Raw genomic sequence first — 19,144 nt, 5'->3', positions numbered from 1 at the left:
ACCTTCCGTCCATCGGGCCAGCCGCAGGAATGGACAAGACCGTGACCGCCACCGTCGCCGATACCCCACTTGCCGCCGAAATTACCCGGCGGCGCACATTCGCCATCATCTCCCACCCTGATGCGGGCAAGACCACGCTGACCGAGCGTATCCTGCGCGCCGGTGGCGCGATCCAGATGGCGGGCAACGTGCGGGCCAAGGGCGAGCGGCGGCGTACGCGTTCAGACTGGATGGGGATCGAGCGCGACCGCGGCATTTCCGTCGTAACATCGGTCATGACATTCGAATATGGCGGCTGCATCTTCAACCTGCTCGACACGCCAGGCCATGAAGACTTCTCGGAAGATACCTACCGCACGCTGACGGCGGTGGACGCCGCCGTGATGGTGATCGACGCGGCCAAGGGGATCGAGGCCCGGACGCGCAAGCTGTTCGAGATCTGCCGCCTGCGCGATATTCCCATCGTCACGTTCATCAACAAAATGGACCGCGAATCGCAGGACCCGTTTGCCCTGCTCGATGAAATTTCGTCCTCGCTGGCACTCGATACCTCACCCGCCACATGGCCGGTGGGGCGTGCTGCCAAGTTTGTCGGCACCTACGATATCCGCCACCGTGAACTGCACGTCACCGAAGAACTGGACCAGACCGATCCGCGCATGGTGCAGCTTGGCGAGGACCTGGAACTGGTTGAAGCCGCACTGCCGGAATTCGACCTTGAAAGCTTCAATGCGGGCCACCTGACGCCGGTCTTCTTCGGTAGTGCCATGAAGGAAATTGGCGTGACCGACCTGCTGGACGCACTGGCCGCCTTCGGCCCACCACCGCGTGACCAGGCAACCGAGACCCGCAATGTACGTGCCGATGAACCCGCGCTGACTGCGCTGGTGTTCAAGATCCAGGCCAACATGGACCCCAACCACCGCGACCGCATGGCGTTTGCGCGTATCTGTTCGGGCAAGCTGCAACGCGGCATGCGGCTCAAGCATGTGCGCATTGGCAAGCAGTTCGCGCTGCATACGCCGCAGTTCTTCTTCGCGCGCGACCGGCAACTGGCCGAAGAAGCATTTGCAGGCGACGTGGTGGGCATTCCCAACCACGGCACGCTGCGCATTGGCGATACGCTGACGGAAGGCGAGGACCTGCGCTTTACGGGCGTGCCCTACTTCGCGCCCGAAATCCTGCGCCGTGTGCGACTGGATGATGCGATGAAGGCCAAAAAGCTGCGGCAGGCCCTGACCGAACTGGCGGAAGAAGGCGTAGTCCAGCTGTTCCGCCCGCAAGACGGCGCGCCACCCATCGTGGGCGTGGTCGGCACGCTACAGCTTGACGTGCTGCAGTCGCGGCTGAAGGGGGAATACGGGGTTGCGATCGGCTTCGAATCGACGCCCTACAACCTTGCTCGCTGGGTCACCGGCCCGCGTGAAAAGCTGGAGACCTTCTGCATGGCCAACCGCACGGCCATGGCGGATGATATTGACGGGGATCCGGTCTTCCTTGCCTCCTCAGCGTTCATGATGAAGCGCACGGCGGAAGGCAACCCGGACCTTACGTTCCATGACATCAAGCAGATCGGGCAGGAAATCGCCTGACCGGACGGGCCAGCGTAACTGGCCCGCATTACAGGCGCAGATGAGGTCTTGCCTAATCCCGCCTGTCTGTCACATCTAGGCCCATCATGTCCGACACACAGCCTCGCCTGCACCTGCACGACAGCAGGACACGCAACACCGTTCCCTTCGTCCCGCTGGCACCCGATAATGTGCGGGTCTATTACTGCGGCCCCACGGTCTATGACCTGGCGCATATTGGCAACCTGCGCGCCATGCTCACGGCCGATGTGCTGGTGCGCCTGCTGCGCCACCTGTACCCGCGCGTGACCTATGTACGCAACATCACGGACGTGGATGACAAGATCAACGCCCGCGCTCATGCCAATGGCGAATCCATTGCCGACCTGACCGCGCGCACCATCCGTGATTTTCATGAGGACCTGGCCGCCGTTTCCATCCTGCCGCCCGATGTGGAGCCACGCGCGACCCATCATATTGGCGAGATGCAGGACATGATCGCCCGCCTGATCGAAACCGGCCATGCCTATGAAGCCGAGGGGCATGTACTGTTCGCAGTTGCTTCCTATTCCTCCTACGGCGCGCTGTCGGGCCGCACGCCCGATGACCTGATTGCGGGCGCGCGGGTGGAAGTAGCCCCCTACAAGCGTGATCCGGGTGATTTCGTGCTGTGGAAGCCGTCCGATGACCAAACGCCAGGATGGGACAGCCCGTGGGGCCGGGGCCGTCCGGGCTGGCATATCGAGTGCTCGGCCATGTCTCAGCGTTACCTGGGTGAAAGCTTCGACATTCATGGCGGCGGGTCGGACCTTCTGTTCCCCCACCATGAAAACGAACGCGCGCAGAGTATGTGCTGCCACCCGCATGGCCACTTTGCCAATCACTGGGTGCATAACGCCATGCTGCTGGTGAACGGGGAGAAGATGTCGAAGTCACTCGGCAACTTCCTGACCGTGCGCGACGTGCTGCGCGATACCCCCGCCGAGGCCCTGCGCCTGCTACTGCTGCGCGCGCAGTATCGTTCTGTGCTGAATTTTACACACGAAGGGCTGAATGAAGCCCGCCAGATGCTCGACCGCTTCTACCGCGCGCTGGAAAATCTTGATCCCATGCAGGACGCCGTGCCCGCACCCGATAACGTGGTACAGGTGCTATGTGACGACCTGAACACGCCGCGCGCGCTGGCGGAAATGCATGCACTGGCCGATGCCGCCATGGCGGGTGACAGCCTGGCTGCGGCACAGCTCAAGGCAGCGGGCAACCTGCTGGGCCTGTTACAGGACACACCGGAGGCATGGTTCCGTGGCGGCGCGAAGGTGGACCCAGCCAGGATCGAAAGCCTGATTGCAGAACGGCTGGCCGCGCGCAAGGCGCGTGACTTTGCCCGCGCGGATGAAATCCGTAACGACCTCGCGGCACAGGGCATATTACTGGAAGACGGCCCGCAGGGCACGACATGGAGGCAGGCATGACCGGCCGTGACGGCGGGGCGGATATCGGCCCCATTGGCAACAGCCCGGTCGTGATCCTTGTCCGGCCCCAAATGGCCGAGAACATCGGCACAACCGCGCGCGCCATGGCCAATGGCGGCCTGTTCCACATGCGGATTGTTGCCCCGCGTGACGGCTGGCCCCAGGAACGCGCATGGCGCAGTGCATCCGGTGCGGACCGTATCCTTGAATCCGCGCAGGTGTTTGACACGGTGGATGACGCGGTGGCCGACCTGCACCATGTCTTCGCTACCTGTCCCCGCCCGCGCCATATCGTAAAGCCGGTGCTGACCGCACGCGGTGGCGCTGCCGAACTGCGTGAAATGACGGATCGCGGGCTGAAGGTCGGGCTGATGTTCGGCCCTGAACGCGCGGGGCTGGATAATGAGGACATGGCCCGCGCCGATGCGCTGATCCGCTACCCGCTCAACCCTGCCTTCATGTCGCTCAACCTGGCGCAGGCGGTGATGATCATGGCGTATGAATGGTGGATGGCGGCAGACGATACGCCACCACGCACGCTCATGACCAACGAGACGCATGTCGCCACCCGTGGCGAGTTGGACAACTTCATGCGTCACCTGATCACTGATCTGGATGAGTGCGGCTTCCTGCGCAATGAACAAAAGCGCGCGGGCATGGTACGCAACCTGCGGCACTTCTTCCTGCGCGGTGAGGTGACGGAACAGGAACTGCGCACGCTGCATGGCGTGGTGACGGAACTGTCGCGTGGGCGCAAGGCACGGCAGGACCGCGATAAATAAGAATATAAAGTGTCTGGGTACTGCCTTTTTTAAAGACGGCGTTCTTTGAAGCTTTTGCAAAAAGCTTCACCAAAAACTTCTTACTGTTAAAAAAGGCCCGGTATGACACCGGGCCTTTCTCATATCAGCGTGCGGCGATCTGTAGCCGGTCCGCCACCCGTGCCCGGCCCATAAGCGGCAGCAGGTCACGCATTTCCGGCCCGCTATCCTCCCCCGTCAGCGCAAGGCGCAGCGGGTGGAACAGGGCGCGGCCCGTGCGGCCCGTAGCGTCCTTCACAGCCGTGGTCCATGTCTTCCATGTGGTTTCATCCCACGGTTCCGCAGGAAGCGTCTCCAGTGCCTGCAACAGGAAGGGACGATCCTCTTCCTCGATCACCGGGGGGATGATCTCACCGGACACGACATCCCACCAGTGGCGCAGTTCACCTACCATATCCACATTGCCCCGCACCGCCAGCCAGAAGGCTTCTGTCGCACCTTCGGGCAGGCGGGTGCGGATTTCGTCGAACGGCATGGCATGCATGATGCGGCGGTTCAGGCCCAACAACTGCCGCATGTCAAACCGCGCGGCAGAACGTGACACACGCCCAAGGTCATATGTTTTGGCCAGTTCATCAAACGACAGTGGCGCCGGATCATCCGCACTGCCCAGCCGCGCAAGATAGGACACGATGGCCGAAGGCTCGACCCCGTCCTGCCTGAGCGCGCGAATCGACAGCCCATCGAACCGCTTTGACAGCTTGCCACCGCCCTCATCCAGCAAAAGCGGCAGGTGCGCGAAGGTGAACTGGTTGCGTCTGGCTCCCAGCGCCTCGGCAATGTCGATCTGCACGCCGGTATTGGTCACGTGGTCCTCGCCGCGGATGATGTGGGTGATGCCCAGTTCCATGTCATCCACAACAGAAGCCAGCGTGTACAGCACCGTCCCGTCCGCGCGCACCAGAACGGGGTCGGAAATGGCAGGCAGCTTGACGCGCGACGGCCCCATGACCAGATCGTTCCACTCCACCGTGCGGTGGTCGGACAGCCGGAAGCGCCAGTACGGCACCTTGCCATTGGCTTCGGCCTGCGCGCGCTGCTGAGGCGTCATGCGCAGCATGGCGCGATCATAGACTGGCGGCTTGCGCATGCGGATACGGGCCTCGCGCTTGGAGGCCAGTTCCTGCTCACTTTCAAAGCACGGGTAGAGCCGCCCACTGGCCTTCAGCTGTTCAATGGCCAGCGCGTAACGGTCCAGCCGGTCCGACTGGCGCACATATTCATCCCACCCAATGCCAAGCCAGCGCAGGTCATCCTGCAGGGCCTGTACATATTCCTCTTTCGAGCGACCGCGATCAGTATCATCAATGCGCAGCAGAAAGCTGGCCTTGTGGCGGCGGGCGAACAGGGCATTGGCAATGGCCTGACGCGCATTGCCGACATGGATCAGCCCGGTCGGGCTGGGCGCAAAACGGAGTTTCATGTCCCCTATATGCGGCGATTACGCCCCGAATGCCAGAGAACACATGCGCAATCTGGCGCGGAATGCGCCTGCCGTGCAGTACCGGGCACTTTGAGAAAGTTTTTTCAGGTGGGCTATAAAGAATGCCGCCTTTTTAAAAAAAGGCGGCACCCAAAAACTTTTATACTTTTACAGATTTAAGGGCGCTCTCACGCCTCGTCATCCTCATCACCGCCACGGCGGGGATCAAACGCGCGCCAGTCGCGTTCCATCGGGGTTGCGGCATGGGCTGCGAAATCATCGAGTTCATTGGCCGAACGCCAGCCCTGATCGCCCGCTTCCAGCACTTCCGCATCCTCACCGAAGGAGAACCAGGCCTTAAGGATGTCAGCCGCCGAAAGGCCGGGCATGCGGCAGCGTTCAATACTGTCGCGCACATAGGCACGGGCAAAAGCGTTGGCCTGGATCAGGTCGGGAAAACCGCCTACTTCCTCGACAATATTGTCTTCCGCCCCGCCGGACAGGTCCAGTATCCGCACGCGCCACCCCCCTTCGGGGGCAAAAATGGTTTCTGACAAGATCAAGCCTTTCGTTAAACGGTCGCACGGCGACAACACCACCATGCGGCCCAGAGCATTCCCACCGAAAACCCGTTCGGTAAAATGCTCTGGTTTATTGTTTTTATACGAGCACCTTCACCTGTTTGAATGCCCGCATTCAAACAGGATCTGCTCTAGCGTTCGCGGTTATGACGCAGCAGGAACTCACGCCCCGCCTTGACGCGGGGCACATCGTCATAGGCCACAATATCCGCCGTGGCATAGGTTTCGGACCAGTGATCGGGAATGAACGATCCTGTGCCGATCACATCGACCGGCGCATGGGCATCGGCCATGCTCAGGCATTTTTCAACACTGAAGCCTGATGAAGCGATGATGCGCACATGCGCAAATCCGGCCTCGTCCAGCGCTTCACGCATGCGCCAGATGGCGGCAGCCGAAACCCCCGTGCCCACCAGGTAGCGCAGTTCCTTGTCGGAACGGTAGCGGCGGATGCTGCCCGGCGTGTGGCGTTCGAGCACATCATAGGACAGTTGTGGGTCCAATCCCTCCAGAAAGCGGCCACCATGCGTATCAAGCCGCACGGCCAGCCGCCCGACTGCCGCCAGTTCGGGAAAATGGCGGCAGACTTCCAGCGCGTCCGTCACTTCACGCCCGAAATAGTCCACCAGCACCACAAGGTCCATTTCGGGATAGATCTCGTGGAACATCTCGGCCGCCCTCAGGGTGGAACCGGCATAGCCCACCAGCGCATGCGGCATGGTGCCTAGCCCCTTCGTGGTGCCGAAATAATGCGCCGTCGCATCATTGGCGCCCCCCACAAAACCCAGCGCACCCTCCTTCTGGGCGGCATGGCTGCCAACGGAGGCGGCATAAGCCATCTGTTCCTGCATGCCAAAACCCGCGCAGTGCCGGGCCTCCATGGCCATGAAGCGCACATGTGGCAGTGCCATGGCCATCTGGTAGGCATTATGCGCCGCCACACAGGCAGGGCCAAGGCGCTGGAGCAGCAGCGTCTCCAGCGGGGCAAGCTGCGCGAACGAGCCCGTCACATAAAGCAGTGGCTCGCCAGCCCCAACCCATGTCCCTTCGGGGAACATGAGATCACATTCAATAGAGATCCCGCGCTCGGCGGCAATGGCCTGCAGCCAGTCCGCCATCAGTCGCGGGGCCGACACAACAGGGCGGCGCAGGAAGATGGCATAGGTCACCTTCCTGTCCCCAAAGTGTTCGACAATGGCGCGTGTGCGGTTGAAATACGCATCGGTGCGGGCCGCGATCACATCGTGCTCCACGGCACCTGCCTTTTTGTCACGCACTGTCTTCTCACCTTGGGTCATGGCCCCTCCGATCATGTCCCCCTGACGGGACTAGCGCGCCCCGCCTGCCATGCGGTGCATCCGGGTCTTGAGTTCTTCCGACAGGCGAAACGCCATCTCAAGCGACTGTTCCGCATTCAGGCGCGGGTCGCAGAAGGTTTCATAGCGCGCGCCAAGATCGGCTTCCGTCAAGCGGTGGGCACCACCGATGCACTCGGTCACGTTCTGGCCAGTCATCTCGAAATGCACGCCGCCGGGATGGGCGCCGGCTGCCTCAAACACGTCAAAAAAGCCGTGAATCTCGGACAGGATGGCATCGAAGGAGCGGGTTTTTACCCCTGTCGCGGTTGAACTGGTATTGCCATGCATAGGGTCGCACAACCATGTGACCGTCCGCCCCGTGGCCATCACTTTCTCGAGCAGTGGCGGCAGATGGTCACGTACCTTGCCCGCCCCCATGCGCGAGATGAGCGAAATGCGTCCGGCTTCATCAGCAGGGTTGAGGATGTCGAGCAACTGCTCCAGGTCCTCAATGGTGGTGGTGGGACCCACCTTGATGCCAATCGGGTTACGCACGCCACGCAGGAACTCGACATGCGCACCGTCGGGCTGACGGGTGCGGTCGCCGATCCATACGAAATGGGCCGAGCAGTCATACCATTCACCCGATGTCGAATCGATACGGGTCAGCGCCTGCTCGTAGGGCAGCAGCAGGGCTTCATGCGAGGTATAGAACTCGGTCTCGTCGATCTGTGGCGTGGTGCTTGCCGTCAGGCCGCATGCGGCCATGAAGTCCAGTGTCTCGCCGATGCGTTCGGCAAGCTGGCCGTAACGCTGCGCCAGCGGGGAGCGTTCGACAAAACCCAGGTTCCAGCGATGCACCTCATGCAGGTTGGCATAGCCGCCGCTGGCGAACGCACGCAGCAGGTTCATGGTACCGACCGACTGGAAGTAGCCGGTTTCCATGCGCTTCGGGTCGGGAATGCGCGCAGCTTGCGTAAAATCCGAACCATTGATGATGTCACCGCGATAGGATGGCAGGGTCACGCCATCCTTCGTCTCGTTATCGGATGAACGCGGCTTGGCATACTGGCCGGCCATGCGCCCGATCTTGATCACCGGCACCTTGGCGCCGAACGTTAGCACCACCGCCATCTGCAGCAGCACGCGGAAGGTATCGCGCACGATATCGGCGGTGAATTCGCTGAAGCTTTCGGCGCACGCGCCGCCTTGCAGTACAAAAGCCTGCCCCGTGGCGGCCTTGGCCAGATGGGCGCGCAGGCGGCGGGCTTCCCCCGCGAAAACCAGCGGCGGGTAGCGGCGCAGGCGCGCCTCCACACTCTCCAGGGCATCTTCATCGGGATAGCGCGGCATCTGCCGCACCGGAAACGACCGCCAGCTCTCCGGCGTCCAGGCCTGCCGGGAAGAACTGCTGTGGGTGTGCGTCGCACTCATGGGTCGGATCCTAATCCCTCTTGATACAAGACAGTTCCCGCCGCCCGTGGCGGAAGGGCGATCTTTATGTCGAAAAAACCCCGATATGGCAAAGCCTGTTCTGCCCCATGCCCCCCGGACAGCCCTGCCCGCACGCGGCGGATGTTGCATCAGGGCCACAAAGCTGCCCTGTCCATGCACTTTACGGTCGTATTGCCAGCAGACTTCACCCATATGTAAAACCGACATGGTTGGCCTGCCAGACCACGCCTTTCCCTTGCGGCGCATGGTTGGCATGCTGCCTCCAGGTAAAAGGATAACGGATCATGGCTACCACACGTGGGAAACTCTTAACCGCCTTCTCTGCCGGGTTATGCCTGTTCAGCGTGACAGCCATGGCCGCGCCGCGCGATACGGATGACAGCAGCCAGAGCGAGGACAAGATGACCGTCCATGGCCAGCGCAACCATCTGCCGCCCGGTTATGAGGAAGCGCCCTCCATGGAACTGAACCATGGCCCGGACCCCGACCATCTGGAGCATGTGCACCGTGATTCCGTAACGGGCACCGACCTTTCCAAATTCGGCTCTGCTTACCAGAGCAGCGGCATCAATGGCGATGGCCAGCTTGGCGATTCCACCGGCAACGGCTGGGTCGCACCGCGCTAGGCTGCCCTTGCCCGATGCATAAAAAAACCGTTGCCGGACCTGTTCTGGCAACGGTTTTTTATTTTAAAAGACTGTGAAGAAGTTTTTTTCAAAAAGCTTCAGGAAACACCGCCTTTATTGAAACAAGGCGGCACCCAAAAACTTTTATCCTGCGCTAATCTACTTTGTGGGGCGTAACCCGCGTGCGGGTACGCATGGTTACGAATTCTTCCGCCGCTGTGGGATGAATGCCGATGGTGCGATCCCAGTCCGCCTTGGTCAGCCGGGCCGTGACCGCAATGGCAAGCCCCTGCATGATCTCGGGCGCATCATCGCCCAGCATGTGCGCGCCCACCACCACCTGGCTGGCCTGATCAACCACCAGCTTCATGAACGTGCGCTGCGCACGACCACTGAGCGTATTGCGCATGGGGCGGAAGCGGCTGACATACACATCCACATCGCCTTCCTTCGCGGCCTCGACCTCCGTCAGGCCAACACTTGCGATGGTAGGGGTGAAGAACACGGCCTTGGGTGTGGTGGCGTAAGACCACTGGCGTGGCGCGCCCGTACCAAACAGGCGGTCGGCCAGGTTATGCCCCTCGGCAATGGCAACAGGGGTCAGGTTGAGCCGGTTGGTCACATCGCCAATGGCATAGATGCCGGGTACGGATGTCTCGCTATTTTCATCAACGATCACACGCCCGTTTTCCTGCATGGCAACACCCACCTGCGTCAGACCCAGATGGGTGGTCTTGGGGTGGCGACCGGTGGCGAAGAACACGCAGTCCGTCTCAATCCGCGTGCCGTTATCAAGGCTGACAGCAAAGCTGCCATCGGCACGCTTCTCGATTTCGGTCGGCGAGACCCCTTCATGCTGGCGGATGCCACGCAGGTCGATGGCGTCATGCACGGCGTGGCGCAGGTCGACATCGAATCCGCGCAGCGGCTGCGGCTGGCGGTAGACCAGATCCACCTCCGAACCAAAGCCGCGGAAGATTCCGGCAAACTCCACCCCGATATAACCACCACCCACCATGCACACCCGCTGCGGGCGATGCTTGAGATGAAAGGCCTGGTCGGAGGAAATGGCGTATTCCGCACCCGGTATCTTCGGCATGGTAGGGGTGGAGCCCACGGCAATGACAATGCGCGCGGCCGTCACGAGCCGGGGTTGCACCTGCGGGGCCAGCGGCGAGGGGTCGATGCGGATGGTGTGCGCGTCTTCAATGGTGGCATGGCCGGTAAATAGCGCCACATCCGCCTTTTCCAGCATGGAGACATAGATGCCGTTAAGGCGCTCGATCTCGCGGTCCTTGGCGGCGATCAGGGCGGCCCAGTCATGCTGGCCGCGTTTTGTGTTCCAGCCAAAACCGTGGCTGTCCTCCACCCAGTCGCCATAATCGCTGGCCTGCACCATCAGCTTCTTGGGCACACAGCCAAGGTTGACACAGGTGCCCCCCCAGTGCCGACTTTCCGCCACCGCCACGCGCGCACCATGGCTGGCCGCGATGCGCGCGCAACGCACCCCGCCGGAACCCGCGCCAATTACAAACAGATCAAAATCATGACTCATGCCGGTTGTGCATCCTGTCTCGGCCGGAGGGACAGCACGCCGCATTCCGGCTTTCCCCGCCGTGACATGGGGCGGGGCCAATAAAAAAACCCCGGCCATGGTGTGTGGCCGGGGGGCTTGGGGATCAGCGTTCAGCGAACGCTTTTTCCACTACATAGGCACCGGGGTGAGAGTTGTTCCCCTCGTCAAAGCCACGGTCCTGCAGCAGCTTTTCCGTATCGGCCAGCATTTCGGGCGAACCGCAGATCATCACGCGGTCATGCTCGGGGTCGAGTGCGGGGATATTCAGGTCGGTAAAGATCTTGCCCGTCTCGATCAGCTTGGTGATGCGGTCGGTCACCGCAAATTCCTCACGCGTTACGGCGGGGTAGTACAGCAGCTTGCCTTTCACGTCCTCGCCCAGGAACTCGTGTTCGGGCAGTTCGTGGCGGATGTGGTTGGCATAAGCCAACTCGCCCGAGATCCGCACCGTGTGGCTCAGGATCACATGCTCGTAGCGCTCATAGCATTCCGGGTCCTTGATCAGGCTCATGAAGGGCGCAAGCCCCGTGCCGGTGGACAGGAAATACAGGTTGCGCCCCGGACGCAGGTTGTCCAGCAGCAGGGTGCCAACGGGCTTGCGGCCGATCAGCACCTTATCGCCCACTTTTACATGGCGCAGGCGCGAAGTCAGCGGGCCATCGGGCACAGCGATCGACAGGAATTCGAGGTGGTCCTCGTAATTCGCGCTAGCAATGCTGTAGGCGCGCAGCAGTGGCTTGCCCTCGACCTCGATACCGATCATCGTGAACTGGCCGTTCTCGAAGCGCAGCGCGGGGTCGCGCGTAGTGGTGAAGCTGAACAGCCGGTCGGTCCAATGATGGACGGACAGCACGGTCTCCGCGTTCAGGTGGCCATATTCCTTGCCCGGCTCGGCAAGGTGGAACACGCCTGCCTGTCCCTCGACCGGGGCAAGGCCGGTGAGCATGGTCTCAGCGGTTGGCACAATCAACGTATCGGACATCTGGTTCTCACTCTCCCGGCTGGATATGACGCAGATCCAGGACTTCCTGAAACATGCGCCCCACAACGATATCGCTCAGGCGGGCATGTCTAGGCCATCCACAGCGTGGAATTCCAGCACAAACAAACATATCTCGCGCCACGGGAAGCTGAATTCACCGCACAATGCCCATTCCGGGGCGCTCATGTCACGTCACATGCGTACGATGCGTGCCTGTATCCGATGATTCCACGCACGGATGCAAGCCCTGATCTCCATTGTCCCCGCCGCGTGGATGACGCACATAGACAGCATGACTTCTGAATTCCCCGATCGGGCCGCCCCTGCCCTGCTGGCGCTGGATGCGGCGATTGCCGCAACCGGCCTGCATGTTGAAACCCGCGAACGCCCCAAGCTGGAGCGCGTGATCGCCCGCATGCTGCCCCCCGGCGCCGAGCGGATAGACGATACTGGCTTCCGCGCCGCCCTGTGTACCGTCCGCCGCAAGCCGTGGGGGTCGCGCCTGATGGACCTGACCCGCCGTGCAGGGCAGGTATGGGTTACGCGCGCGGATACGGAAGCCGCCGCCATTACGGTCGATGACCCCGAACCCGATGATGCCCGCCTGCTGGCCGCACTTACCCCCGTACTGCGCGAGAAACTGCGCGCGCAGGGTGACAGCGCGCGCGCGGCCATGGATAATGTGCGCGCAGACCTGTTTGACGGCACGGGCCGCACCCTTGCGCCCACCGAAATCCGCACCCTTGCCCTGGCCGTGGCCGATGCGTTTGCACTGCCCGACCCCGCAGCCTTCGCCACCGAACTGGAGCACGAGGATACCAGCCGCAAGGACCGCGATGCGCGCATAGAGGAGACGGCGCGCACCCGCCGGCGCGAGGAAGTGCTGCGCCTGCGCGAGTGGGAAAAGAGCCTTGTCCCCTTCACCGACGTGCCCGGCCTGCTACGCTGCTCCCAGCGTGAGGCGCTGCGCTGGATTGCTGAAAATCGCCTGCCCGTTGCCCGCCGCGTGCCGCAGGCGGGCGGGCAGGAACGCTGGGAGTTCGATCCCGGCGAACTCATGGCCCTGCGCCAGAACCTGCCGCAATGGCGCAGGGAGGGGCCACAGGGGCCGGGTCGCGCACCACTGGCGCCGGACCTTGGCAACCAGCGCATTGGTAATGCCGTGATTGCGCAGGTTGCGGCCCTTGATCGCTATGCTGCCCATTTCCGCACCGCGCGCGCACTCAACCGCCGCATTACACTGGTGACGGGGCCGACCAACAGCGGCAAGTCGCACACGGCACTCGATGCGCTTGCACGCGCCGAAAGCGGTCTGGCGCTGGCCCCACTACGGTTGCTGGCCCATGAGTTCCGCGAATCGCTGACTGCGCGTGGCGTACCGACCTCGCTCGCCACGGGCGAAGAACGCATTGACGTGCCCGGCAGCCGTCACCTGGCCGCGACCGTGGAAATGTGCCCGCTGAACAACCCGGTCGATGTCGCCATCATCGACGAAGCCCAGATGCTGACCGACCCCGACCGGGGAGCCGCGTGGACGGCGGCTATCATGGGGGCACCGGCGCGGCATCTGTTCATCCTTGGCGCGCCCGACTGCATTCCCATGGTGAAGCGCATTGCCGAACTGTGTGGCGACCCGGTGGATGAAATCCGGCTGGAGCGCAAAAGTCCGCTGGTTGCGGCTGAACGCTCGGTCAGCCTGCATGAGTTGCAAAAGCACGATGCGCTGATCGCCTTCTCGCGCCGCGAGGTGCTGGACCTGCGCGCCCTGCTGCTGGCGCAGGGCAAGCGGGTGGCGGTGGTGTATGGCGCGCTCAGCCCCGAAGTGCGCCGGGCAGAGGCACAGCGCTTCAACAATGGCGATGCCGACATCCTGATCGCGACCGACGCCATCGGCATGGGGCTGAACCTGACTATCCGCCGCGTGGTCTTTGCAGCATTGCGCAAATATGACGGCAACCAGACGCGCGACCTCAACCCGCAGGAAGTCAAGCAGATTGGCGGCCGCGCCGGGCGCTATGGCAAGCATGAACAGGGTGTGGTGGCCGTGCTGGAAGGCGTAGGCAGCCCGTCCTTCATCCATGCCATGCTGGCCGCCCCCCCGCAGCCGATCGAGGACATGCGCCCGCAGGTGCAGCCCGATGCCGACATCGTGCAGGCCGTCGCGGCCGAAATCGGGTCCGACAGCCTGTTCGGCGTGCTGGTGCGCATCCGCCGCGCGGTGCTGCGACGTGATGACCCCAATTACCGTCTGGCCAACATGGAACAGGCCTTCGCCATTGCCACCGCACTGGAAGGTGTGGCCGACCTGACACTGGCGCAGCGCTGGGTTTACGCCATGTGTCCGGTCGATGACCGCGACAACGGCATCCAGCGTCTTGTGCACTGGGCGGCGGACCATGCGGCAGGCAATGCCGTGCCGCCGCCGGGCACGGGCAGTCTGCCGCCTGCCGAACGCGCCGAGCGCACGGAACTGGAACGCGCCGAAAAGCGCCACAAGCGGCTGGTGGCGTGGCGGTGGCTGGCGCTACGCTTCCCTGAAGCCTACGTTAACCGCGAGGACGCCGAGGCCACCACCGCACGCCTGAATGACTGGATCGAGGACGTGCTGCGCCAGCAGAGCACCCGCGCCCGCGCGCCCGGTGCCTTTCCCTTCAGCCCGGACAGCCGCGCCAACCCGCCCGGGCGCCGTGGCCGTGATGGCGGCGGCCCACCAAAGGGCAGACGCCCCCACCGCAAGGGGCGCTGAACCGGAAGAAGGTCATCAAATAAGGAATAGAAGTATTTGGGTGCCGCCTTTTTTCAAAAAGACGGTGTTCCCTGAAGCTTTTTTAAAAAAGCTTCACCAAAACTTCCTTTGGTTTTCCAGAACATGATCACCGAACTGGTTTTCGGTAATCATGTTCTGGTTTATCGTTTTACGGGCATCCTCACCTGTTTGAGTGCACGCATTCAAACACGATCTGCCCCAGCCGTGCCGTAAGCAGGCTTTTACGCGCGACGAATGATCTCGATACCACCCATATACGGCCGCAGCACATCGGGCACCGTGATGCTGCCGTCCCCGGTCTGGTAGTTCTCCATCACCGCAATCAGCGTACGGCCAACGGCAAGGCCAGATCCGTTGAGGGTATGGACAAAGGCAGGCTTTCCGTCTGCTGCCCGGTAACGGGCATTCATGCGTCGGGCCTGAAAATCGCGTGTGGTGGAACACGACGAGATCTCACGCCACGCCTTTTGTCCCGGCAGCCATGCCTCAAGGTCAAACGTCTTTGCTGCGCCAAAGCCGGTATCGCCCGCGCAGAGCAGCATGCGGCGATAGGGAAGGCCCAGCTTTTCCAGCACCATTTCCGCGCAGCGGGTCATGCGCTCGTGCTCGGCATCACTCTCCTCCGGCGTGGTGATGGAAACCATTTCCACCTTCTGGAACTGGTGCTGGCGCAGCATGCCGCGCGTGTCCCGGCCCGCGGCCCCGGCCTCGCTTCGAAAACATGACGACAGGGCGACAAGGCGGCGCGGCAGCACGTCGCCCGGCAGGATCTGCCCCCCAACGCTGGCGGTCAGCGGTACTTCCGCCGTGGGGACCAGCCAGCGGCCATCTTCGGTGCGGAAGGACTGTTCGGCAAACTTGGGCAGCTTGTCAGTGCCGTACATCGCCTCGTTATTGACCAGCACTGGCACGGCGGTCTCGGTATAGCCGTTTTCACCCGTATGCAGATCCAGCATGAACTGGCCCAGCGCCCGCTCCATGCGTGCAAGGGCGCCGCGCAGCACCACAAACCGCGCGCCCGACAGGCGGGATGCGGTTTCAAAATCCATCATGCCCAGCGCTTCGCCCAGTTCGAAATGCTCACGCGCGGCAAAGGCGAATTCGCGCGGCGTGCCATGCTGGTGCACTTGCACGTTACCGCTTTCATCTGCCCCTGCGGGTACGCTTTCGTCCAGCCGGTTGGGCAGGCGTTCCAGCGTGCCACGGATCTGGCCATCCAGATCCCCCACTCGGGCCTGTAGTTCTTCCATCCGGGCCTTGGCGCTGGTCACTTCGGCTTCCAGGGCCGCACTGTCCGCGCCGGATTTGCGCATGACCCCGATTTCCTTGGAAATCTGCTTCCGGCGTGCCTGCAGTTCCTGCAATGCGGTTTCAGCAGCACGACGGTCATGGTCCAGCAGCACCACGGCCTGCGCCACGGCAGGTTCGCCCCGCCGCTTCAGGTCAGCATCAAAACCGTCGGGATCGGCGCGAAGGGCGCGCAGGTCGTGCATCAGGGAGTCTCCTCGGTGTCTTCAGGCGGGGTGCGCGGCTCAACAAGGCGGGCACAGATGATGGAAATCTCGTACAGCCCGATCAGCGGCACGGCCAGACCGGTCTGGGTAATCACGTCGGGCGGGGTCAGGATGGCGGCAGCCACGAACGCGCCGACATAGGCGTAGCGCCGCACGCGCGCCAGTCCCTTCGATGTGACCAGCCCCACGCGCGCCATGAGTGTCAGCACGACCGGCAGTTCGAACGCCATGCCGAATGCCAGGATCAGCTTCATCACCAGCGAAAGGTATTCCGATACCTTGGCCTGCAGTTCGATCTGTAGCCCGTCCTGCCCGTCCGCTGTCTGGAAGGACAGGAAGAACTTCCACGCGGCGGGGAAGATGAAATAGTACGCCAGCGCAGCCCCAATGGCGAACATGATGGGGGTGGCCACCAGAAACGGCGCGAAGGCCCGCTTCTCGCTACGGTACAGCCCCGGTGCGATGAAGATCCACGCCTGCACCGCCACCATGGGGAACGACAGGCAGGCCGCGCCAAAGAAGGCAACCTTCATATAGGTAAAGAAGGCTTCGTACAGCGCGGTATAGATCAGGTGCGGCTGTTCCCCCTTCTGGCGCATGATGTCGCCCAGCGGCTTGGCCAGGAAGAAGTAGATCTGTTCCGAATAATAGTAACAGACGGCAAAGCACACCACGAACGATGCCATGGACCACAGTAGCCTGCGCCGCAGTTCGACCAGATGCTCGAGCAGCGGCATAGGCTGGTCATTGATCATGTCATCGCGCTTCAGGGTCTCGTCTCCTGCATCCATCGTGCTTTTATCCCTGCGCGCCATCGGTCACGCTGACGCGCTGCCCGCGATGGATAACACGCACCGGCGGCAGGAAGGCGGGCGGGATCAGGCTAGGCAGTTCAGCAGCAATGCGGCGTGCCGCGCGTGGCGGCAGGAAGGGCGGGGCGTCAACTGGTGCCGCTCCCCCATCCAGCGGGACCGGATCAACCAGCGGCGGGATGTAATGCCGTGAGGGCACACGCTGTTCGGGGAGTGCCTCAACTGGCGGGGGTCGTGTTACAGGGGGCGAGAGCGCGGTGCTGGCGACATGCTGCGTATCATCAAGCGAGCGCCGCAATGCGCCATCACCATCAATCGCGTCCATGATCTTGTCGCGCACGTTCATGCGTTTGAGCTTGCCCAACTGATCACGGGCTTCGCCCAGATCGGCCTCGCGCACCATTTCATCCACATGGGACTGGAATTCGGTCGCCAGTCCGCGTGCCTTCTTGATCAGCCCCGTTACCGTGCGGATGGCGACAGGCATGTCCTTGGGGCCGATCAGGAGCAGGCCCACCACCCCGATCAGGGCAAATTCAGACCACGCAAAATCGAACATGACCAGTTTCCTTCCCCACCGCGCGGGCGGCCACCATGCCCGCAGAACCGCATATCACCATATCGCCCCGCACACCTATCACGACGCGGGCGGGTCAGGAACCTCGCCGTGTGCATCCTCGTCCGGCATATCGAAGTCCAGCATACCAGGGCCGTCCGGTGCCTCGGCGGCCCGCGTGTCCGCCTCCGGCATGCCGACGGGTGCCGGACTGTCGGGCACATCCACCAGCAGTTCCTCGCGCCGGGGCAGGTCACCCAGGTCTTTCAGCCCGAAATGCCGCAAAAAGCCCGCTGACGTGCCCCACAGGATCGGTCGCCCCGGCACTTCCTTGCGCCCCAGCGGCAGGATCAGTTCTGCTTCCAGCAGGGTGTCCAGCACCTGCTGGCTCAGGCTCACACCACGGATTTCCTCGATCTCGGCGCGGGTACAGGGCTGGTGATAGGCAATGATGGCCAGCGTTTCCATGGTCGAGCGCGCAAGCCTGCGCGGGCGCGGCATGACGCGGGTCAGGCGCGGCGCAAGGTCGGGCGCGGTGCGGAACTGCCAGCCGCCCGCCACCTCCACCAGCACCACGCCGCCCCCTTCATACTGCGCGCCCAGGGCGGCAAGGGTCGCGGCAACATATGCATCGCGGTCCATGACATCATGCGGTATGCCCCCCTGCGCGGTCAGTACCTCGGCTATGGCGCGCGTGCTCAGCGGGTCGGCGCGGGCAAAGACCAGGGCTTCGACCAGCCGCAGGGAAAAGGCGCGCACCGTTATGGGGGCGGGCATATCATCGGGTAGCAGGTCGGGCTGCCGCTCATCTGTCATCAGGCCATATCCTCTTCGGGTTGTGCTTCGTCACCGACGTCCCGGTCCGTCCGTTCACGCAGCAGGATACGGCCGAACTGCTCGGCCTGCCGCAGTTCGATCGCGCCGTTGCGCGCCATCTCCAGACTGGCCAGCAGCGTGCCTGCCACGGCGGCGCGACGTCCGGTTTCGGCCATGGTATCCGTCATATCGGCCCGGGGGGGCAGTTCAGGCAGGAAATGCTCCAGCCCGCACCACTGTACCCGCGTATCATGCCCCCCCAGCATCCGCCGCAGGCGGCCCAGGGCGTCCTGCACCGTCCAGAAATGCAGCACGCGCGGCTGGTAGACGGATTTGCGCACCCGCCTGCGCATGGCCGCCATATAGCCGCGCATGAGTTGCGGCACTTCAACCGCCAGACCCGAACGGTCTACTTCCACCAGACTTTCCGCCTGACCACGCTCGAACACCTCAAGACCCAACTGGTCGCGTGCGCCCAGCCAGCGGCCAAGCTGGACCATGCGCTCAAGTTCCAGCAACCGCTCATGCAGCAGGGCGGCGGCTTCCTCCGCATCAGTGGCTTCTTCATCATCCTCGGGCAGGAGCAGGCGGGATTTGAGCCAGGCCAGCCATGCCGCCATGACCAGCCAGTCCGCTGCCTGTTCCAGCCGGACCATGCCCTGTGCCGCCCGTACCACGGCCAAATACTGCTCCACCAGTTGCAGGATGGAAATACGCCACAGGTCAACCTTCTGCGCGCGTGCGAGTTCCAGCAGCAGGTCCATCGGCCCATCGAACCCCTCAAGGTGCACGATGGGTGCCGAGGACGGCGCAACCATGGTGGTACCGGGTCCATCCCCCCCGCCCACCGGCCCCTGCCGTGGCGGGTGAACCT

Annotated in this window: 16 protein-coding genes; 5 read left to right on the top strand and 11 right to left on the bottom strand. The window is 62.9% G+C overall.

The window, feature by feature from the left end:
* Positions 1–29 precede the first annotated feature (29 nt).
* The 3 genes from GLX_RS13135 (at position 30) to GLX_RS13125 (ending at position 3,825) form a co-directional block, all read left to right on the top strand.
* Positions 30–1,592 carry a peptide chain release factor 3 gene (locus GLX_RS13135; protein ID WP_014106448.1) on the top strand — a complete coding sequence of 521 codons (1,563 nt, stop codon included), beginning with the start codon at positions 30–32 and terminating at the stop codon, positions 1,590–1,592.
* Between the two features lie 86 nt (positions 1,593–1,678).
* On the top strand, positions 1,679–3,043 hold the full coding sequence (gene cysS, locus GLX_RS13130) for a cysteine--tRNA ligase (RefSeq protein ID WP_014106447.1): 1,365 nt from the start codon (positions 1,679–1,681) through the stop codon (positions 3,041–3,043).
* A complete protein-coding gene (locus GLX_RS13125) occupies positions 3,040–3,825 on the top strand; it encodes an RNA methyltransferase (protein ID WP_014106446.1) in 786 nt (261 codons plus the stop codon). The genes cysS and GLX_RS13125 overlap by 4 nt, the downstream gene beginning before the upstream one ends.
* 124 nt (positions 3,826–3,949) lie before the next feature.
* On the opposite strand, the gene gltX is transcribed toward GLX_RS13125, so the two are convergent.
* The 4 genes from gltX to GLX_RS13105 form a co-directional block, all read right to left on the bottom strand.
* Entirely contained in the window at positions 3,950–5,287 is a 1,338-nt protein-coding gene (gltX, locus tag GLX_RS13120; protein ID WP_014106445.1) for a glutamate--tRNA ligase, read from the bottom strand.
* Between the two features lie 188 nt (positions 5,288–5,475).
* Positions 5,476–5,844 carry a hypothetical protein gene (locus GLX_RS13115; RefSeq protein ID WP_041247428.1) on the bottom strand — a complete coding sequence of 123 codons (369 nt, stop codon included), beginning with the start codon at positions 5,842–5,844 and terminating at the stop codon, positions 5,476–5,478.
* 155 nt (positions 5,845–5,999) lie between these two features.
* Positions 6,000–7,166: a beta/alpha barrel domain-containing protein gene (locus GLX_RS13110; protein ID WP_041247427.1), complete on the bottom strand. Its 1,167-nt coding sequence runs from the start codon at positions 7,164–7,166 to the stop codon at positions 6,000–6,002.
* 30 nt (positions 7,167–7,196) lie between these two features.
* Entirely contained in the window at positions 7,197–8,600 is a 1,404-nt protein-coding gene (locus GLX_RS13105; protein WP_014106442.1) for a class II 3-deoxy-7-phosphoheptulonate synthase, read from the bottom strand.
* A gap of 305 nt (positions 8,601–8,905) precedes the next feature.
* On the opposite strand from GLX_RS13105, the gene GLX_RS13100 reads away from it, so the two are divergent.
* The gene (locus tag GLX_RS13100; RefSeq protein WP_014106441.1) at positions 8,906–9,247 is read left to right on the top strand and encodes a hypothetical protein; all 342 of its coding nucleotides are present in this window, start codon (positions 8,906–8,908) and stop codon (positions 9,245–9,247) included.
* 154 nt (positions 9,248–9,401) lie between these two features.
* Here the strand turns inward: GLX_RS13100 and gorA are convergent, their stop codons facing one another.
* Both gorA and GLX_RS13090 read right to left on the bottom strand, forming a co-directional pair.
* On the bottom strand, positions 9,402–10,802 hold the full coding sequence (gene gorA / locus GLX_RS13095; RefSeq protein WP_014106440.1) for a glutathione-disulfide reductase: 1,401 nt from the start codon (positions 10,800–10,802) through the stop codon (positions 9,402–9,404).
* Between the two features lie 124 nt (positions 10,803–10,926).
* Positions 10,927–11,805, bottom strand: coding sequence for a ferredoxin--NADP reductase (locus tag GLX_RS13090; RefSeq protein WP_014106439.1), 879 nt, complete (start codon positions 11,803–11,805; stop codon positions 10,927–10,929).
* 292 nt (positions 11,806–12,097) lie between these two features.
* Here GLX_RS13090 and GLX_RS13085 point away from each other — a divergent pair, with 292 nt between their 5' ends.
* Positions 12,098–14,551 (top strand): helicase-related protein, encoded by a 2,454-nt coding sequence (locus GLX_RS13085; RefSeq protein ID WP_041247881.1) that lies wholly within the window; start codon positions 12,098–12,100, stop codon positions 14,549–14,551.
* 242 nt (positions 14,552–14,793) lie between these two features.
* On the opposite strand, the gene serS is transcribed toward GLX_RS13085, so the two are convergent.
* From serS to GLX_RS13060, 5 genes are all read right to left on the bottom strand, one after another.
* Positions 14,794–16,065, bottom strand: coding sequence for a serine--tRNA ligase (gene serS, locus GLX_RS13080; protein WP_014106437.1), 1,272 nt, complete (start codon positions 16,063–16,065; stop codon positions 14,794–14,796).
* Positions 16,065–16,877, bottom strand: coding sequence for a twin-arginine translocase subunit TatC (gene tatC / locus GLX_RS13075; RefSeq protein WP_014106436.1), 813 nt, complete (start codon positions 16,875–16,877; stop codon positions 16,065–16,067). Before tatC ends, serS begins: the two co-directional genes overlap by 1 nt.
* 7 nt (positions 16,878–16,884) lie before the next feature.
* Positions 16,885–17,457: a Sec-independent protein translocase protein TatB gene (gene tatB, locus GLX_RS13070; protein ID WP_014106435.1), complete on the bottom strand. Its 573-nt coding sequence runs from the start codon at positions 17,455–17,457 to the stop codon at positions 16,885–16,887.
* A gap of 78 nt (positions 17,458–17,535) precedes the next feature.
* Positions 17,536–18,270, bottom strand: coding sequence for an SMC-Scp complex subunit ScpB (gene scpB / locus GLX_RS13065; protein ID WP_014106434.1), 735 nt, complete (start codon positions 18,268–18,270; stop codon positions 17,536–17,538).
* A complete protein-coding gene (locus GLX_RS13060) occupies positions 18,270–19,088 on the bottom strand; it encodes a segregation and condensation protein A (protein ID WP_041247878.1) in 819 nt (272 codons plus the stop codon). The genes scpB and GLX_RS13060 overlap by 1 nt, the downstream gene beginning before the upstream one ends.
* Between the last annotated feature and the right edge of the window lie 56 nt (positions 19,089–19,144).

The organism is Komagataeibacter medellinensis NBRC 3288, assembly GCF_000182745.2.
In the GTDB taxonomy this organism is placed as follows: Bacteria; Pseudomonadota; Alphaproteobacteria; order Acetobacterales; family Acetobacteraceae; genus Komagataeibacter; species Komagataeibacter medellinensis.
Note: the sequence above shows the minus strand (reverse complement) of the source record. Positions and strands in the feature narration are given on the sequence as shown.

Bases quoted from the DNA above. Each gene is read 5' to 3' on its own strand.
- GLX_RS13060 (WP_041247878.1), bottom strand. From the start codon at position 19,088: ATGGTTGCGCCGTCCTCGGCACCCATCGTGCACCTTGAGGGGTTCGAT.
- GLX_RS13100 (WP_014106441.1), top strand. From the start codon at position 8,906: ATGGCTACCACACGTGGGAAACTCTTAACCGCCTTCTCTGCCGGGTTA.
- cysS (WP_014106447.1), top strand. From the start codon at position 1,679: ATGTCCGACACACAGCCTCGCCTGCACCTGCACGACAGCAGGACACGC.
- scpB (WP_014106434.1), bottom strand. From the start codon at position 18,270: ATGACAGATGAGCGGCAGCCCGACCTGCTACCCGATGATATGCCCGCC.
- GLX_RS13110 (WP_041247427.1), bottom strand. From the start codon at position 7,166: ATGACCCAAGGTGAGAAGACAGTGCGTGACAAAAAGGCAGGTGCCGTG.
- gltX (WP_014106445.1), bottom strand. From the start codon at position 5,287: ATGAAACTCCGTTTTGCGCCCAGCCCGACCGGGCTGATCCATGTCGGC.
- gorA (WP_014106440.1), bottom strand. From the start codon at position 10,802: ATGAGTCATGATTTTGATCTGTTTGTAATTGGCGCGGGTTCCGGCGGG.
- GLX_RS13090 (WP_014106439.1), bottom strand. From the start codon at position 11,805: ATGTCCGATACGTTGATTGTGCCAACCGCTGAGACCATGCTCACCGGC.
- GLX_RS13135 (WP_014106448.1), top strand. From the start codon at position 30: ATGGACAAGACCGTGACCGCCACCGTCGCCGATACCCCACTTGCCGCC.
- tatB (WP_014106435.1), bottom strand. From the start codon at position 17,457: ATGTTCGATTTTGCGTGGTCTGAATTTGCCCTGATCGGGGTGGTGGGC.
- serS (WP_014106437.1), bottom strand. From the start codon at position 16,065: ATGCACGACCTGCGCGCCCTTCGCGCCGATCCCGACGGTTTTGATGCT.
- GLX_RS13105 (WP_014106442.1), bottom strand. From the start codon at position 8,600: ATGAGTGCGACGCACACCCACAGCAGTTCTTCCCGGCAGGCCTGGACG.
- tatC (WP_014106436.1), bottom strand. From the start codon at position 16,877: ATGGATGCAGGAGACGAGACCCTGAAGCGCGATGACATGATCAATGAC.
- GLX_RS13085 (WP_041247881.1), top strand. From the start codon at position 12,098: ATGACTTCTGAATTCCCCGATCGGGCCGCCCCTGCCCTGCTGGCGCTG.
- GLX_RS13125 (WP_014106446.1), top strand. From the start codon at position 3,040: ATGACCGGCCGTGACGGCGGGGCGGATATCGGCCCCATTGGCAACAGC.